Origin of the sequence: uncultured Slackia sp. (assembly GCF_959608125.1) — a bacterium.
Lineage (GTDB): Bacteria > Actinomycetota > Coriobacteriia > Coriobacteriales > Eggerthellaceae > Slackia.
Genome location: NZ_CAUHPG010000014.1, coordinates 40,291 through 55,879, shown reverse-complemented (window position 1 = coordinate 55,879; position 15,589 = coordinate 40,291). Strand labels below are relative to the sequence as shown.

The window sequence follows — 15,589 nt, the reverse complement described above, 5'->3', positions numbered from 1 at the left end:
CGGCGAATGCGGAGAAGTCAAGACCGAAATTCCACTCGGCGGGCAGCGGCGTGACGCCCATGGGGATGCCGACGATCGTGGCGACCACGATCGAGATGAGCAGGCCGCCCTTTACGTTGAGGGCCTGCAGCACGACGGCCAGAAGGATGGACACGAGCGAAACGAGGACGATCGGAGACGAGAGGTCGCCGAATGCCAGGATGGTGGCCTCGTCGGGGACGATCAGGCCGCCGCCTTTCAGGCCGATGAATGCGATGAACAGACCGATGCCGATGCCGATCGCGTGACGCAGGCTTGCGGGGATGGCGTCCATGATGGCTTTGCGCAGGCCGCACAGAACAAGAACCAGGATGACGATGCCCTCGAGGAAGACGATTGCCATGGCGACGCGCCAATCGACTGCGGTTTCGCCCAGGCACAACGTGTAAGCCACGATGGCGTTGATGCCCATGCCCGAAGCAAGGGCGATCGGCCTATTGGCGATAAGGCCCATGGCCACGGTCATGACGGCGGCGCCAAGACAGGTCGCCGTCAGCGCGGCGTCGAACGGAATGCCCGCTGCCTCCAGAAGAGACGGATTGACGGCGATGATGTAGGCCATGGCCAGAAAGGTCGTCAAGCCGCCGATGATTTCGTTTCCGATCGTCGAATTGCGCTCGGAAATCTTAAAGAACTTATCCACCGAGAAAGTCCTCCTTCGATTCGTGGATATGCGACAGTGCCCCTCTTATGAGAAAGGTAACGGAATTCTAACATTTCAATCTTTTCCGCGATATGCCGACGCCGCTATTTTCGATGGATATCAGTATCGCGAGCGTTTTCGTCGAAATGCGGCTTTTTTCGACGGTCTCTTCGTACAGTTTTAAAACAGCTACTATTTACCTGGTCTTTTACCAGACTACTTCATTTGCATGACAGCGTACATGACGAATTAAGGGCGAAATAGTCCGTTTGCACGATACTCTGCATGACTCATTGGGCTATCGTGGGGTTTGTCGATTCGCTCGCAGCTTTTGCGGATAAATGCGCCGCGAGCATATCTGCCGATTTCCATCAATTAGGAGGCATTCATGAAAATCTTCGGTCTCGGCATGCCGGAACTTCTTATCATCCTCGGCGTCGCGCTTCTGATCTTCGGACCCAAGCACCTTCCCAAGCTCGGCAGCGCCCTGGGCAAGACGATCAAGAACCTGCGCGACGGATTCAATTCCGGCGACGGCATGATCAAGAAGGCGGCCGAAGAGGAAGAAGACGAGCCCGCCCCCAAGCGTAAGAAGAAGGCCGTCAAGCGCATCGAGGCTGCCAAGGACGAGGAAGCCGCCATAGAGGAAGAGACGGCTGTCGCGGCATCCTAAACCGAGCGCCTCGCGTTCCTCTATGCGGAAACCCCGACGAAACCCCTGCGGAAGCGCCTGCAGGGGTTTCGTTTTTTCTCGGGCGCGTTTGCTATGATGGTGATTCGACGAAGGAGCAGCGAGTGAGCGAATCGACAACCCCCTCCCATAACGCAGCGTCCCTGCGGCGCATCTTGGGATTTTCATGCTATCAAGGTTTCATCTATGCCATCTTCTATATGGGCGCGAACAAGGCGCTCGTCCTCGGCGGAGTCGCGATCGAGCGCGCCGATCTTTTGGCGACGCTGCTCGGCATGGTGATCGCGTTTTGCGCCATGACGGCCCTGCCGCGTCTTGCGGGAAAAATCCTCGCCAGCGACGCGGCGATCGCAGCTTGCGCAGCCATGCTGACGGCGGGGGCGTTCGCACCGCGCCTGTCGGGATCGCTCGATATCGCCGGCGTCGGCTTGGAAGCGTTTCTCGTGGGACTGCCCATGGCGGTGCTTCTTGTGGCTTGGGGCAGGGTTTTGGGCATGACATCTCCTCGCATCGCCGCCTGGGAAATATTCGCATCCACCGGTATCGCGGCGGCGGTTTGCTTCATCGCGTCGTTTTTCGGCGAAGGCGCTTCGATAATGCTCGCCGTCGCTCTGCCTGCGGCCAGCGCAGGTGTGCTGCTCGTAGCAGGCGTCGGAAGCGCGGCATGCTCGCGCGACCTGGAGTACAGGAAGCGCACGACGTCATCCGCCGACCGAGATGGTTCGGGCGTGGCCGCTCTTTCGCGACGCATGCTCGTCGGCGCTCTCATGTTCGGTCTTGCGGCGGGCCTTATGGAGACCTTCAGATCGAATCCCGGCGCATCGAGCACTCCGACGCTTCCTGCGACGCTTTTGATCCTTTCGTTTTTCTGCGTTGCGGCGCTCCAGTCATTGCGCGGAGCTGCCGAAGAAGAGCGCTCGCTCGGTACTACGTATCGCATCGCCATTCTCGTCATGATGGCCGGATTCCTCTTCACGCCGGCGCTCTATGAAAGCGGCGTGCCGGGCGAAGCCATCGTCCTTGCGGGCTGCCTCGGGTTGACGGCTGCGTTCATCGCGCTGTTCATCGCTGTCTCGGTTTTACGCGGCATCGATTCGGCTATGGCGTTCTGTCGCGGATTCGGTGCATTGTACCTGGGTGAAGCGGCCGGTATCGCGGCTGGCAATGTGATAGACGGATTCGGCGCCAATGCCGCCGTGCAGCACGGCATGCTTGCGTTCGCCGGCCTTGCGGCGCTTATCGCCTACCTCTTTCTTTTCACGGAAAACGACTTCAGGACGCTTTCGGCGATCGTCGACGCAGGAAGCGCCGAAGATGCCATGCACGATGCGATCGTCGAGCAGGCGGGGCTTTCGAAGCGCGAGGCCGAAGTGCTCGCGCTTGCCTTGCGCGGCAGGACGAACGAGCGTATCGCACAGGAGCTCGTCGTGGCGAAAAGCACGGTTGACACCCACCTGCGTCGCATCTACTCGAAGGCCGGCGTGCATTCGCGTCAGGAACTGATCGATTACGGCGAGAAGCTGATCAAGAGCGCGATGAGGAAGCGCTAACGTTCTCGCACGTCAGGAATGTGCGACGAAAAAGGCGCGTGCGAGAGCGCGCCCTGCGACGACGCCGGCGAGGCATGCGACCAGGCTTACACCGACGTTGGCGGCCGCCACGCCCGCTGCGCCCTTTTCGATAAGGATGACGGTTTCAAGCCCGAACGTCGAAAACGTAGTGAACCCTCCCAGAACGCCCGTGATGGCGAAAGCCCGCCAGCAGCCTTTTTCGTCCCAAGGTCCCCCGTCGAAGATGATCGACAGCACTCCGATGACGAAGCATCCGATGAAATTGGCGGCAAACGTGGCCACGGGTAAATCGCTTGACACGTGAAGAGCCGCGGCTGCGACGGGTATGCCGAGGCCGAGAAGATAGCGTCCTGCGGCACCGATCGCACCGCCTGCGGCGACGGCGCACAATTGCACGAACATGGCCCTCCTTCCTCGGCGCCAGGAGAAGCGCCGAATGAGTACGGTATGGGGAATTATAAAGAACGGCCGGCGGCGTGCGCTACAATACCCCAGAACGGATCATGAGAAAGAAGGCGACAAGGCATGTCGGAGGATATCGAGCGCAAGGAAGACCGAGGGCACGAAGGTTCCGGAGGCTCTTCTGAAAACCCGCACCATCCCTCCTTTTCGTCATCGGTGGCTGCGAGGCTTTCCGACTCGACGATGAGCGACTATCTGCGTCTTCATCACGAAGGCTTCGGCGAAACCCCCTTCTCCCCCGTCGATAGCCTGGTGCTTTCCGCGCTTGCCTACCTCGATTTCAGCGCCTATCCCTATGGCGACGTCGGCGGCGCGCAGCAGGTGCCGCTCATCGACATCCTGCGTTTCACCGATTTGGACGCGATGCTCACCGGAGGCTGGATCAGGGCATCGAAAGATCTCCCGGTGTTTCTGGACGCTCTCGTGCGCTGCCACCGATTCGCCGACCTGACGGTGTCGTATCATGTCAACGAGAACGCGGTGGTGATCGAGAAGCAATTCGCCGCATGCACGTTCGGTTTCGATGGCGGCAAGGCCCACTACATCGCTTTCCAGGGAACCGACGGAACGTTCGCAGGTTGGAAGGAAGACTTCAACCTGAGCTATCGCAAGATCATTCCTTCGCAGCGCTCCGCTGAACGCTACGTTTCCGGCGTTTTGTCGGCGCTACCGCGCGATGCGCGCGTGTTCGTCGGCGGACATTCGAAGGGCGGCAACCTCGCCGAGTTCGCGGTGGCCACGATGGACGAAACGAGCTACGGGCGCATCGAACGCGTGTTCAACCACGACGGCCCGAGCTTCCTCGCCGCACCTTCTCCTCGCATCCACGAACAGCACTTCAAGGACAAACTGCTGAAGACCGTACCTGAGTCGTCGATTTTCGGCATGATTCTCGAGCACCGCGACGACTACGCGGTCGTGCAGTCTGACGCCACTACGGGAATCTTCCAACACAATCCCTTCACCTGGCTCGTCGACGACACCGACTTCCTCTATCAGGAAGGTCTCAACGCGAGCGCCGCGTTTTTCGACGAGACGCTCGACCGGTGGCTGAAAAGCGTCACGCCTGAGCAGCGCGAACGCTTCATCGACGCCTTCTACGACATCATCGCTTCGACCACTGATTCCAATACATGGCAGGAGTTTTGGGAGGGCGGCGTGGTCGGCACCGTTGCGGGCGTTTTACGCGACGGCCGCAACCTCGATGCGGAAACGAAAGAGATCATCGCACACACCATCCGCAATCTTGGCGCCGTGGCCAATGCCACGGCGCGCGAGCGCCTCAAGCGCTTCGCCGCGCGCATGAGGGATGCGGCGACCGCCATGCCCGGCGGACGCTAGCGTTTCATCGCCGCGCCTTTCGTGCCCTATATCTGCCGCGTCACGCGGCACGACCCCTTGCTTGAGAAAGGACCGACATGGCCTCATCGTCGTCTTATGCCCGCTTCACGCCCCGCATGGCTCTTCAACTCGCCGCACCCCATACGTGGCCCGCCGCCGTGCTCCCCTGTCTCATCGCCGTGTGCGCCGCCGCCGTATCCCCCGGCGGGGCTTCTGCGACGATGTCGTGCGTGCTTCTGGTCATATGCGTGCTTATGCAGTCGTCTGTGAACACTTTCAACGACTACTACGACTTCGTGAAGGGGTCCGATTCGACCGACGACGACGTCGAGGAAAGCGATGCCACGCTCGTGTACAACAACGTGAACCCCCGCTCGGCGTTGCGTCTCGGGATCGGCTTTCTGGTGGCGGCGTTCGTCCTGGGAGCGTACGTCATCTATCATGCGGGCTGGATTCCCCTGGCCATCGGCGTCGTCGGCGCGTTTTTCGTGGTAGTGTATTCCGCTGGCAAAACGCCTTTGTCTTATCTGCCCTTGGGCGAAGCGGTCAGCGGCGCGGTAATGGGAGGCCTCATACCGCTCGCCTGCTATCAGGCGCTGACCGGCGACATGAATTGGCTTATGTTGCTTTGGGCGGTACCCGAGATCATCGGCGTGGGGCTTATCATGCTCACGAACAACACCTGTGATATCGAGAAGGATATCGAGGCGGGCCGCCGCACATTGCCCGTACTTATCGGCCGCGCCAAGGCGCGCACGTTCTACCGCTGCACGATGGGCGCATGGGTCGCTTCTATCGTCGTGCTGTGCGCAGCGTTCTTTCCGCGCGGCGCAATCGTGCTGCCCTTCATGGTGCTTGCCGCGTATCCTCTGGTGAAGGCGCTTGCATCGAATCCGTTGATTTCTGCATCGCGCATCGGCGGCATGGCTCAGATTTGCAGTATGAATATCGCGCTGGGGTCGTTTTACGCCGCCTGCATCATCGCTCAGGGCGCCGCGATGCATTGGTGATTCTTCCCTCGCGAGGCGCGTTAGCGCCAGCCGATCTGCTCGAGATCGACGAGCGTGCGCGGCAGCGTCGCGGGGTCGAAAACGTCGAGCAGTTCTTCGGGCGACGCCGGATCGCATGATGGAGCCAGGCCCGTTATTCCCGCGATATGCCCGATAAGGGCGCGTGGATCGCCGAAACGTTCGAGCAGCACGTCGAGGGCCGTATCCTTGTCGCGCTTGGAAAGGCGCCTGTCATGCTCGGCCACCATCAGCGGTACATGCGCATACGTCGGATGCTCGAGGCCGAGAAGCGACTGCAGATACATCTGCTGGGGCGTGGAGCAAAGCAGGTCGACGCCGCGTACGACGGAGGTCACGCCCTGCTCGGCGTCGTCGACCACCACGGCGAGCTGATAGGCGAACGCGCCATCCGAGCGCCTGACGAGAAAATCTCCGCAATCGCGTGCAAGATTCTGCTCGTAGCGGCCTTGGATGCCGTCGACGAAAGAGACCGTTTCGTCAGGGACGAACAGGCGTTGCGCCGGCGTGCGCAACGCCGCCCGTTCGGCTCGTCGCGCCTCGTCGAGCCCGCGGCATGTCCCCGGATAGACGAGCTTTTCACCGTGATGAGGGGCGGAAGCCGCATGGAGGTCGGCGCGCGTGCAGAAGCACGGATAGATCAGGTCGCGGCGTCGAAGCTCCTCGAAAGCCGCTGAATACGCCTCGTCGCGGTCGTGCTGGAAGTAGGGGCCCTCATCCCAATACAGGCCGAGCTTTTCGAAATCACGCTGCACATCGTCGATGAAGCAAGCCTTCGAGCGCTCTTTGTCGAGGTCTTCGATGCGCAGCACGATGGTGCCGCCGTTCGATTTCGCCACAAGCCAGGCGACAAGCGCCGAGAAGACGTTGCCCGCATGCATACGTCCGGTCGGCGAAGGCGCGAAGCGGCCTTTCAATGGCGCGGCGGCGTGTTCGGACGGTGCGCATCGGTCTTGCATCGAAAAGCCTTCTTCCCTGTTCTTCATCATGAAAACGGCGCGGCCCGGAAAGCGTCGGAGACGATCCCGGGCCGCGCCGCGTGTCGCTTCGAACGGCCTTCGGCGCGCTCGAAACGTATCTTACATCTTTCTCAAATCCTGTACATGCTTGGTCTTGCCCGTACTGCGCTCGATGCCGCTGGGCTCGACGAGCTTGACCTTCGAAGAAACCAGCAGGACGCTCTTGAGCTTCTCTTCGATATTGCGGCGGAATGCATCCATCTGCTCGAAGGAGTCCGAGAATGCCTCGGGCTTGAGCTCGACATGGACCGTCATGCGGTCGAGACCGGTTTCGTTGTCGACAACGATGCGGTAATGCGGCGTAACGCCGTCGATGCCCGAGAGCACGTCTTCGACCTGACTCGGGAACACGTTCGTGCCTCGGATGATGAGCATGTCGTCGGAGCGCGAACGCACCTTTTGCATGCGCGCCGTCGTGCGGCCGCACGCGCAACGCCCGGTCACGACACGCGTGAGGTCGTGCGTACGATAGCGGAGCACGGGAATGGCATGTTTGCCGAGCGGGGTCAAGACGAGCTCGCCCATTTCGCCCTCGGCGACCGGCTCGCCCGTCTCCGGATCGACGACCTCCCAGACGAAATGGTCCTCCGCGATATGCTGCATGTCTCGCTCGGCCAGGCATTCGCCTGACACGCCGGGACCTATGACCTCGGTAAGGCCGTAGTTGTCAGTGCAGACGATGTGCATGCGGCGTTCGATTTCGGCCTTGAGCGCCGGCGTGCACGGCTCGCCGCCGAACAAGCCCACGCGCAGGGTGCTCTTCTCCCAGTCGACGCCCATGTTCTCTCCTACTTCGCATACATGCAGCGCATACGAAGGCGTAGAGACGAGCACGGTAGAACCATAGTCCTGAATCATCTGAATTTGACGCTCGGTATTGCCCGACCCCGCCGGAATCATCATGCAGCCTAGGCGCTGCAGGCCGTAATGCAGGCCGAAGCCGCCGGTGAACATGCCGTAACCGAACGCCATCTGCACGCGGTCGCTCGGCACGACGCCCGCCATCTGCACCAGACGCATGATGCAGTCGGCCCACAGGTCCATGTCGCTTTTGTCGTATCCGACGACGATGGGCTTGCCCGTAGTGCCGGAAGATGCGTGCAGCTCGACCACTTCGTCGAGAGGCACGGCGAACATGCCGTACGGAAACGTCTCGCGCAACGCCTGCTTATCGGTGAACGGAAGCAGGCGGATGTCGTCGAGGGTCTTGATATCCGAAGGCGCAACGCCTGCGGCATCCATGCGCTCGCGGTACCAGGAAACGCGGTTATAGGTCCATTCGACCTGGTCGATCAGACGCGCGAGCTGGATAGCCTTGATGCGCTCGCGGCTCGCGCATTCGATCGAAGGGTTGTGGATGGGCAGCTCGTCGAAACGCCCCTCCTGCGCGGCTTTCAACGCCGCGCCTTTGACGGTCATGTCGGCCACGGCTGCTACTCCTTTTCTTCCTTGGACGTCCGCGCGTCATCGAACGCGAAATCGGCCAGGTCGCCCTGGTCGATCAGCTCGATGGATTCACCCTCGAGCGCACGCTGGGCGGCATTGAGGTCTTTGACGGACATGGCGATGAAGGTCGAAATGAGCGAATAGCTGTATTCGACGTTGATGCCGCAACGCGCCATGATTCCCATGATGCGCGCGAGCTCGCCTGGCGTATCGGGGAGAAGGGCGCACAGGACTTCGGTCTTCACGGCGGCGGCGCCCATGTCCTCAAGTACCTTCAGGGCGAGGTCGGGATCGTCGACGATGAAACGCACGATGCCGTAATCGCCCGTATCGGATGCGCTATAGCCGCGTACATTGACGTTCGCGCGATTGAACGCGTCCAGGACGCGGGCCATGTGGCCCGGACGGCTTTCGACGAAAACGCTGATCTGGGATACGCTCACGGCTACGCCTCCTTCGCGGCGTTGTTTTCGGCCCAGGCGCACGCCGATTCGAATGCCGCAATATTGACATCTTTGAATTTCGCAGGCACGCGTTCTTCGATGACGCGCAGCCAGACATCTTTCGGAAATGGAAGATGGGTCGACAGTGCACCGAGCAAAACCACGTTAACGGCCTTGATGCTGCCCGCCTGCTTCGCCAGAAGCTCGGCGGGAATCACTTGCGCGTGATGGGCGGCGAGCTGTTTGCGCGCGCCCTTGGGCATGGCGAGCTTGCCCGTCAAGACGGGCAACGGCTTGATCGACTCGTCGCTAACGATGGCCACGCCGCCTTCACGCAGATACGAGATGTTGCGCAGGGCCTCGGTGGTCTCGAACGACACGAGATAATCGACGCAACCCTGGTCGGCCACCATGGACGAGACCTTCTCGCCGAAGCGCACGACCGTGGTGACCGCGCCGCCGCGCTGGGCCATGCCGTGGATTTCGGAAAGCTTCACGTCCTGTCCGCACGCCATGGCGCAGCGGGCGAGGATATCGGCGGCCAGAAGGGCGCCCTGCCCTCCCACGCCGCACAGAAGCACGGTCGTTGCACTGCTAGGCATTGCTACCTCCTGTCGACACGATGCAGCCGTACGGACACGCCTGCGAACACTGGGAACATCCGACGCACAGGCTCGCGTCGATGAAGGCGACCCTCGTTTCGGGGTCGCACGAAATGGCGGGGCAACCGATCAGCGAGCAGGTGCCGCATGCACGGCAGTCGCTTTTCACCTCATAAGGCGCCTTGCGCTCTTTTGTCAGCAGTACGCAAGGAGATTCGAACACGATGACGCTCAGCTCATCGTTGGACGTGGTCTCTTTCAGCGCGGCGCGGACGGCTTTCATGTCCATCGGATCGACCATGCGCACATCGTCGACGCCGAGCGCACGCACGAGCGCGGGAAGGTCGAGCTCACGGCTCGGACGATGCTGCAGCGTGATGCCGTTGACGGGGTTGCCCTGATGGCCCGTCATGGCGGTAGTGCGGTTGTCGAGGATGCACACAGTGCCGGTGCCGCAGTTATAGACGGTGTTCAAAAGCGACGTGATACCGGAATGGGCGAACGTCGAGTCGCCTATGACGGCAACCACCGGACGATGCTTCTCGCCTTCGAGGCCCAGTTCGAAACCGTGCGCCATCGAAATGGAAGCGCCCATGTCGACGCAGGTATCCACGGCGGAAAGCGGCGCCAGCGCGCCGAGAGTGTAGCAGCCGATATCGCCCGTGACGATGGCCTTCATGCGGGCAAGTTCGCGGAAGACGAGCCTGTGCGGGCAGCCCGGGCACAGCGCGGGCGGGCGCGGCGGAAGGTTAGCGGGCGCATCGGCATGCGGCGCTTCCCCGGCGCCGAATGCGCAGGCGATTGCCTGCGGCGTGAGCTCGCCTGCCGGAGAAAGCGGGCAAGCGGGTTCGGAAAGCTTCACGCCCAGCGCCTTCACCTGATCGGACAGGTAAGCAGATGCCTCTTCGACCACATAAACCTCGTCGACGCTTTCCGCGAAATCGGCGATGGTCTGCGCGGGAAGCGGCCAGGACATGCCCAGCTTGAGCACGCTCGCCTCAGGAAGCGCTTCTACGACATGCTGATAGGTCGCCCCGACGCAGATCACGCCGACCGCGCCGCTGCGCCGCTCGATGCGGTTGAACGGGCAGGTCTCGGCGTAGGCGCGCAGACGCGCGATGCGTTCGTCGAGGTCGAGCCTGCGAGGCTTAGCGTACAGCGGCATCATAACCCATTTGGGCTGATTCTTCTCGTATACGACAGGTGTCGCCTCGACACGCTCTCCGGTCTCGACAGCGCATTTCGTATGAGAGACGCGCACGGTGGAACGGATGAACACGGGAATATCGAAACGCTCGGACAGCTCGAAAGCATCCTTGGTGAAAGAAAGCGCCTCGGCGCTGTCGGCGGGATCGAGCATGGGAATATGAGCGGCCATCGCATAATAGTGGGAATCCTGCTCATTTTGCGAGGAGTGCATGCCGGGATCATCGGCCGCAAGCACCACGAAGCCGCCGCCGACGCCGGTATAGGCAGCCGTGAACAAGGGGTCGGCGGCAACGTTCACGCCGACATGCTTCATCGTGGAAAGCACGCGTTTGCCTGCGGCCGATGCGCCCAGGCCCACTTCGACGGCAACCTTCTCGTTCGGGCACCATTCTGCATAGACGTCGGGCATCTTGGAAAAGTTCTCCATCGTCTCGGTCGAGGGGGTGCCAGGATATGCGACGCCGATCGTCGCACCTGCCTCCCAGGCGCCGCGTGCGATCGCCTCGTTTCCAGATATCAGTTCCATAGAGTCACTTCCTATCGCGCGTCGTTACGAAAATCGTCGTTACATGCTCGGCATGGACTGATAGACCAGGCAGAACGTGCCGATCTGAACGACATCCCCATCTTTGAGGACCGCTTCTTTGACATTGAGGTTGTTCACCCATAGCCCGTTGAAGGAATCGGCATCGACGATTTCGTAGCCGCCGGGAATGCGCTTGAGCGTTGCGTGCATACGCGATACGGTCATGTCATTGAGGAAGATGTCGCACTGGGGACTGCGGCCGATGGTGATGGCGTCGGAGGACAGGCGGAACACGTTTCCGACCTGGGGGCCCTTCACGATGCTTAGCGTGCATTCTTCAAGAATGGACGCGGGCGCCGTATTGGCGTTAGGCTGCACGGCTATCGGAGAAAAGGCCTGCGTACGACCAAGAAGCTTGAATCCGCAGGTGAAACAGGCGTCGGCTCCCTCAGGGAGCGGCGCGTTGCAGACGGGGCATACACTTGCCATGATGTTCCTTTCTCGAATGGAGAATAGCTTCTCCATATGACTTTCAAATGCAGCGAGCGCGTCCTACATATCGGATATGGCGGACGGATCGTTCAAGCAGACCGAAGAGGCCGTTTCCGGTTGATTCTGGAGCCCGCGCACGAAGCGGTCGATCCAGACCCCGATTTCCTGGAAGAAATCAGGGGCGGCCTGGCTTTCAGCGGCGACCAGGTCGCATTCCGCGATTTTCTCGCCGTTCTGGGTGAATGTCAGATGCCCGATAACGTCCCCTTCGGAAACGTCGCCCCTCACGTCGACGAATGAGGCCTGCTGCTCGATAGGGCCGACGAGGTCGAATACTTCGACGGCGAGCTCGGGGTCGGACGCTACGGCGTCGATCGTGCAGTCGGGCCATTGCGTGTGGGCAACTTTGGCGACGAGGGGTTGGCGAACGCCTCCTGCCTCGATGTATTCCGTGCTGTTGATCAAGCGTTTCTGTACGATATTGCCATACATCCAGTCGAAAAGCGCTACCGTGTCGGTAAAACGCACGTCCGAATCGGGACTGCCGAGAACGACGCTGTAGAACTCCCCCTCTTCGCGGGATGCAGCGCCTGCGAAACAGAATCCGGCCGCATCGGTGGTGCCTGTTTTCACGCCGCAAATGCCATCGTAGACGCCGATGAGCTCATCGGTGGAAACGAGTTGGAGAAAACGTCGTGCGCCGTCGGCCGAAGCGACTTCTATCGTAGTGTCTCCCGCGTCGACGATCGCGCGAAACGTGTCGTTGCGCATTGCGTAGGACACCACAAGCCCCACGTCTGCAGCGGTCGAATGACAGTCGCTTTCGAACGCTCCGGCATCGAGACCGTGCGGATTGGTGTACACGGTGTCTTCGCAGCCGAGCTCATGAGCCTTCGCGTTCATGGCGGCCACGAACGCCGCTTGAGGGTCCGACCCATCGTATTCGGGAAGAAGGGCGCCGACGGTTTTGGCGACGGCGATGGCGGCGTCGTTGCCCGACGGCACCATGAGCGCATACAAGGCCGTTTCGAGGTCCATCGCATCTCCCTCGAGAAGGCCCGCCGACGACTCTCCCACTCCTGCCGCCTCGGCATCCACGACCACCTGCGTGTCGAGCGACGCGTTTTCGAGTGCGACGACGGCGGTCATGACCTTTGTGATGGATGCGATTTTGACCGGTTCGTGGGCATCGCGCGCAAAATACACGGTGCCGTCTTGAGACACGAGCAGGGCATTACGCGCCTCGATGTCGGGGCATGACGCGACGGAGAGGCCTCGATCGGCCACGCTTTGGGAAAGGACCTCGTCCTCTTGCAAGACGACGCCGAAAGCATCCTGAACGGGGATGCAGCACAATGATGCCGCAAGCGCGCACGAGACGAAAGTCGCGCCGACGCGTGCAGACATGCCGAAACGGCAGGACTTGGAAAAGCCCTGCCGTCCGACGGATTCATTCGACAATATCGAAGTCGAGCTATTCATCGAGCTCGTAGACCTCCTCGGCTCTCACGATATCGAAACCTGCTTGCAACAGTGTACTCTCGATAGACGAGTCGCCGACCTTCAAAACGTCGATCGCCGTTTGTTCGCCGCGAGAAAAACAGTAGCCGTATTCGATGTTGCAACCCGCATCCTCGATTGCCTCGAGAAGCGTGGCAAGGCCCCCCGGCACGTTGGGAACGCGCACGGCCAGCACATCTACGACGCGTGCACGATATCCGCATTCTTCGAGCATGGCGGCGGCCCGTCGCGGCGTATCGCAGAAAATACGGACGATACCGAAATCCGACGTATCGGCCACGAAAAGGTCGTGCATGTTGACATCGGCGTTCGCCATGTCGCGACACAGCTGCGAAAGACGCCCCTTTTCATTCTGAAGCAAAACGGTGAGCTGTTCGATCATGTAGAGTCTCCCTTCCGGTATCAAAACATCGCAGCAGCTAGTCTTTATTACGCAGATCGAAGACGCGCTTAGCCTTGCCTTCGCTCCGCTCGATCGTCTTGGGCTCGACGATTTTGATGTCCACCGCGATCTGCAGGTTGCTCTTGAGCTCGCTCGCGAGACGGCGACGCAGGTCTTCAAGGGCGCGAATCTCGTCGAACGGGAAATCGGGCGCCGTCTCGACGCGCAATTCCACGTGATCGAGCTTGCCCTTGGTGGTGAGCACGATCTGATAGTGCGGAACCACTTCGGGGAACGACGTGATGACCTGCTCGATTTGAGACGGAAATACGTTGACGCCGCGGATGATCATCATATCGTCGGTGCGGCCCAGGATGCGATCGATCTTACGATGCGTGCGACCGCAAGCACAGGGTTCGGAAATGATACGGGTCAAGTCTCGCGTGCGATAGCGGATCAAGGGACTGCACTCGCGCGTCAGCGTGGTAATGACCAATTCGCCGAGCTGTCCGTCGGGCACGGGTTCGAGCGTGTCGGGGTCGACGATTTCGACAAGGAACTGGTCTTCGGCTATATGCAGGCCGCACCCCTCGGAGCATTCCATGGCGACGCCCGGACCCATGATTTCGGAAAGGCCGTAGACGTCGCAGTACTGGACGCCCAGTTTGCGACGAATCTCATCTCGCACATGTTCGGAAGCGGGCTCTGCGCCGAGGATCGCACCCGAAAGATTGAAGTCCTTCGCAGGGTCATAGCCCATTTCGATGGCCGTATCGGCGATGAGCAGAGCGTACGAAGGGGTTGCGCACAGGATATCGACCCCGAAGTCCTTCATGACCTGGATTTGGCGCTTGGTGTTGCCGGTTGAAGTGGGAACAACCGTGCACCCTGCGGTCTCTCCGCCCATATGTGCACCCAGGCCGCCTGTGAACAGGCCGTATCCGTATGATACCTGCATTGTCGAATCAGCGTCGCCGCCGACCATCGCAATTCCGCGGGCGAAGCAATCGCCCCAATTCTTCAAGTCGTTCTCGGTGTAGCCTACGACGGTCGCTTGACCCGTGGTGCCAGAAGATGCATGAAGGCGTTTGACCTGCTTGCGATCGACCGCGAACAGGCCGAACGGATAGGCGTCGCGCATGTCCTGCTTGACCATGAACGGAAATCGCACGATATCGTCAAGCGATTCGATGCTGTAGGGGTCGAGGTCTGCAGCATCGAATCGCTCTTTATAAAGGGGGACGTTTTCGTACGCATGGACGACGGCCCATCGCAAGCGCTCGAGCTGCAGCTTTTCGAGCTCGGCGCGAGGCATGCATTCGATTTCCTCCTGGTAATACATCGGCGATTCCTTTCTCTTCACGATCACGGAAGACGACTTGTCGCCTTCCGCTTTCATACTCTAGTCTAGTAAAGTGCATTCGTGAAGTTAAAACCGCGTGAATTGAGCTTATTTTTTGCAATAAAGCTCATAAACGGGAGAAATCAGCTTGCGTCGCGTTCGGTTCGTACCTCCTGCAACGCTCGCAAGCCGCGATGGATGTAGACGCCTGTAGTGGCAAGTGCCATGGCGAGACCGGCATAGACGAACCAAATTCCCCAGGAAACAGGCTCTCCGTTGAATCCAGGGAGCCATGCCAGGTCGCACATGCCCAAGCCGGGGATCAAAGGCCGGTTCAGAAGTAAGCCGGCGAAGCCGACGAACAGAAGCGTGGTGGCCACTTTTCCGGGAAACACGACGGCGATGCGTTTTTTGTAACGCAGCAAGAACGCCCCGCCGACCAGGAGGAACAAATCGCGGACGATTACGACCACGATAATCCATAGCGGCAAACGTCCGACGAGCAAAAGACCCACCACGCCTGCGATCATGAGGATGCGGTCGACCGCAGGATCGAGAAGCTGGCCGAGACGCGAGACGGTATGGGTGCGGCGCGCGAGCTGACCGTCGACGAAATCGGTCGAGGCCGCCAACGCGAACAGGAACGTGGCAAAGATGTCGTGCCCCTCGAAAAGGAATACGAGATATGCAGGTACCATGCACAGCCGGATGAACGAAATCACATTCGCAAGCGTGAATATTCTATTGGTGACCTGTTCCTGCTGCCCCATGGAAATCTCTTTCAAAACGAATCGAACAACGCCCGCCGCTTCGCGGCAAACGGCTGTCGATT

The 15,589-nt window shown here is 60.4% G+C and carries 16 protein-coding genes; 4 read left to right on the top strand and 12 right to left on the bottom strand.

The annotated features are described in order from the left end of the window. On the bottom strand, positions 1 to 682 hold a 682-nt coding region (locus Q6E04_RS05770), incomplete at its 3' end, for an NCS2 family permease (RefSeq protein WP_303249856.1). Between the two features lie 388 nt (positions 683 to 1,070). Between Q6E04_RS05770 and Q6E04_RS05765 the strand changes: the two genes are divergently transcribed. Both Q6E04_RS05765 and Q6E04_RS05760 read left to right on the top strand, forming a co-directional pair. Further along, positions 1,071 to 1,355, top strand: a complete 285-nt coding sequence (locus Q6E04_RS05765; protein ID WP_303249855.1) for a twin-arginine translocase TatA/TatE family subunit — start codon at positions 1,071 to 1,073, stop codon at positions 1,353 to 1,355. A gap of 122 nt (positions 1,356 to 1,477) precedes the next feature. Beyond that, positions 1,478 to 2,923: a LuxR family transcriptional regulator gene (locus Q6E04_RS05760; RefSeq protein WP_303249854.1), complete on the top strand. Its 1,446-nt coding sequence runs from the start codon at positions 1,478 to 1,480 to the stop codon at positions 2,921 to 2,923. A gap of 12 nt (positions 2,924 to 2,935) precedes the next feature. Here the strand turns inward: Q6E04_RS05760 and crcB are convergent, their stop codons facing one another. Beyond that, positions 2,936 to 3,346: a fluoride efflux transporter CrcB gene (gene crcB, locus Q6E04_RS05755; protein ID WP_303249853.1), complete on the bottom strand. Its 411-nt coding sequence runs from the start codon at positions 3,344 to 3,346 to the stop codon at positions 2,936 to 2,938. A 123-nt stretch (positions 3,347 to 3,469) separates the two neighbouring features. Between crcB and Q6E04_RS05750 the strand changes: the two genes are divergently transcribed. Together Q6E04_RS05750 and Q6E04_RS05745 are read left to right on the top strand one after the other, a co-directional pair. After that, positions 3,470 to 4,747, top strand: a complete 1,278-nt coding sequence (locus tag Q6E04_RS05750) for an Mbeg1-like protein (RefSeq protein WP_303249852.1) — start codon at positions 3,470 to 3,472, stop codon at positions 4,745 to 4,747. A 77-nt stretch (positions 4,748 to 4,824) separates the two neighbouring features. After that, positions 4,825 to 5,757 (top strand): prenyltransferase, encoded by a 933-nt coding sequence (locus tag Q6E04_RS05745; RefSeq protein WP_303249851.1) that lies wholly within the window; start codon positions 4,825 to 4,827, stop codon positions 5,755 to 5,757. A gap of 20 nt (positions 5,758 to 5,777) precedes the next feature. Here Q6E04_RS05745 and gluQRS read toward each other — a convergent pair whose 3' ends face one another. The 10 genes from gluQRS to Q6E04_RS05695 form a co-directional block, all read right to left on the bottom strand. Continuing rightward, positions 5,778 to 6,764, bottom strand: coding sequence for a tRNA glutamyl-Q(34) synthetase GluQRS (gene gluQRS / locus Q6E04_RS05740; RefSeq protein ID WP_303249850.1), 987 nt, complete (start codon positions 6,762 to 6,764; stop codon positions 5,778 to 5,780). A 90-nt stretch (positions 6,765 to 6,854) separates the two neighbouring features. After that, on the bottom strand, positions 6,855 to 8,213 hold the full coding sequence (locus Q6E04_RS05735) for a phenylacetate--CoA ligase family protein (protein ID WP_303249858.1): 1,359 nt from the start codon (positions 8,211 to 8,213) through the stop codon (positions 6,855 to 6,857). A gap of 14 nt (positions 8,214 to 8,227) precedes the next feature. Next, a complete protein-coding gene (locus Q6E04_RS05730) occupies positions 8,228 to 8,683 on the bottom strand; it encodes an ACT domain-containing protein (protein WP_303249849.1) in 456 nt (151 codons plus the stop codon). Positions 8,684 to 8,685: 2 nt separating this feature from the next. Then, complete coding sequence (locus Q6E04_RS05725; protein ID WP_303249848.1) at positions 8,686 to 9,285, bottom strand: indolepyruvate oxidoreductase subunit beta; 600 nt, start codon at positions 9,283 to 9,285, stop codon at positions 8,686 to 8,688. Then, positions 9,278 to 11,020, bottom strand: coding sequence for a thiamine pyrophosphate-dependent enzyme (locus Q6E04_RS05720; RefSeq protein WP_303249847.1), 1,743 nt, complete (start codon positions 11,018 to 11,020; stop codon positions 9,278 to 9,280). The genes Q6E04_RS05725 and Q6E04_RS05720 overlap by 8 nt, the downstream gene beginning before the upstream one ends. 39 nt (positions 11,021 to 11,059) lie before the next feature. Further along, entirely contained in the window at positions 11,060 to 11,509 is a 450-nt protein-coding gene (locus tag Q6E04_RS05715; RefSeq protein WP_303249846.1) for an FHA domain-containing protein, read from the bottom strand. A gap of 63 nt (positions 11,510 to 11,572) precedes the next feature. Beyond that, positions 11,573 to 12,919, bottom strand: coding sequence for a D-alanyl-D-alanine carboxypeptidase family protein (locus Q6E04_RS05710; protein ID WP_303249845.1), 1,347 nt, complete (start codon positions 12,917 to 12,919; stop codon positions 11,573 to 11,575). Between the two features lie 67 nt (positions 12,920 to 12,986). Then, positions 12,987 to 13,415 carry an amino acid-binding protein gene (locus Q6E04_RS05705; RefSeq protein WP_303249844.1) on the bottom strand — a complete coding sequence of 143 codons (429 nt, stop codon included), beginning with the start codon at positions 13,413 to 13,415 and terminating at the stop codon, positions 12,987 to 12,989. A 37-nt stretch (positions 13,416 to 13,452) separates the two neighbouring features. Next, positions 13,453 to 14,757: a phenylacetate--CoA ligase family protein gene (locus Q6E04_RS05700; protein ID WP_303249857.1), complete on the bottom strand. Its 1,305-nt coding sequence runs from the start codon at positions 14,755 to 14,757 to the stop codon at positions 13,453 to 13,455. 143 nt (positions 14,758 to 14,900) lie between these two features. Continuing rightward, the gene (locus Q6E04_RS05695; RefSeq protein ID WP_303249843.1) at positions 14,901 to 15,527 is read right to left on the bottom strand and encodes a CDP-alcohol phosphatidyltransferase family protein; all 627 of its coding nucleotides are present in this window, start codon (positions 15,525 to 15,527) and stop codon (positions 14,901 to 14,903) included. Positions 15,528 to 15,589 lie beyond the last annotated feature (62 nt).

Bases quoted from the DNA above. Each gene is read 5' to 3' on its own strand.
- Q6E04_RS05750 (WP_303249852.1), top strand. From the start codon at position 3,470: ATGTCGGAGGATATCGAGCGCAAGGAAGACCGAGGGCACGAAGGTTCC.
- Q6E04_RS05735 (WP_303249858.1), bottom strand. From the start codon at position 8,213: ATGACCGTCAAAGGCGCGGCGTTGAAAGCCGCGCAGGAGGGGCGTTTC.
- Q6E04_RS05725 (WP_303249848.1), bottom strand. From the start codon at position 9,285: ATGCCTAGCAGTGCAACGACCGTGCTTCTGTGCGGCGTGGGAGGGCAG.
- Q6E04_RS05700 (WP_303249857.1), bottom strand. From the start codon at position 14,757: ATGTATTACCAGGAGGAAATCGAATGCATGCCTCGCGCCGAGCTCGAA.
- Q6E04_RS05710 (WP_303249845.1), bottom strand. From the start codon at position 12,919: ATGTCTGCACGCGTCGGCGCGACTTTCGTCTCGTGCGCGCTTGCGGCA.
- Q6E04_RS05715 (WP_303249846.1), bottom strand. From the start codon at position 11,509: ATGGCAAGTGTATGCCCCGTCTGCAACGCGCCGCTCCCTGAGGGAGCC.
- crcB (WP_303249853.1), bottom strand. From the start codon at position 3,346: ATGTTCGTGCAATTGTGCGCCGTCGCCGCAGGCGGTGCGATCGGTGCC.
- Q6E04_RS05745 (WP_303249851.1), top strand. From the start codon at position 4,825: ATGGCCTCATCGTCGTCTTATGCCCGCTTCACGCCCCGCATGGCTCTT.
- gluQRS (WP_303249850.1), bottom strand. From the start codon at position 6,764: ATGATGAAGAACAGGGAAGAAGGCTTTTCGATGCAAGACCGATGCGCA.
- Q6E04_RS05695 (WP_303249843.1), bottom strand. From the start codon at position 15,527: ATGGGGCAGCAGGAACAGGTCACCAATAGAATATTCACGCTTGCGAAT.
- Q6E04_RS05765 (WP_303249855.1), top strand. From the start codon at position 1,071: ATGAAAATCTTCGGTCTCGGCATGCCGGAACTTCTTATCATCCTCGGC.
- Q6E04_RS05705 (WP_303249844.1), bottom strand. From the start codon at position 13,415: ATGATCGAACAGCTCACCGTTTTGCTTCAGAATGAAAAGGGGCGTCTT.
- Q6E04_RS05720 (WP_303249847.1), bottom strand. From the start codon at position 11,020: ATGGAACTGATATCTGGAAACGAGGCGATCGCACGCGGCGCCTGGGAG.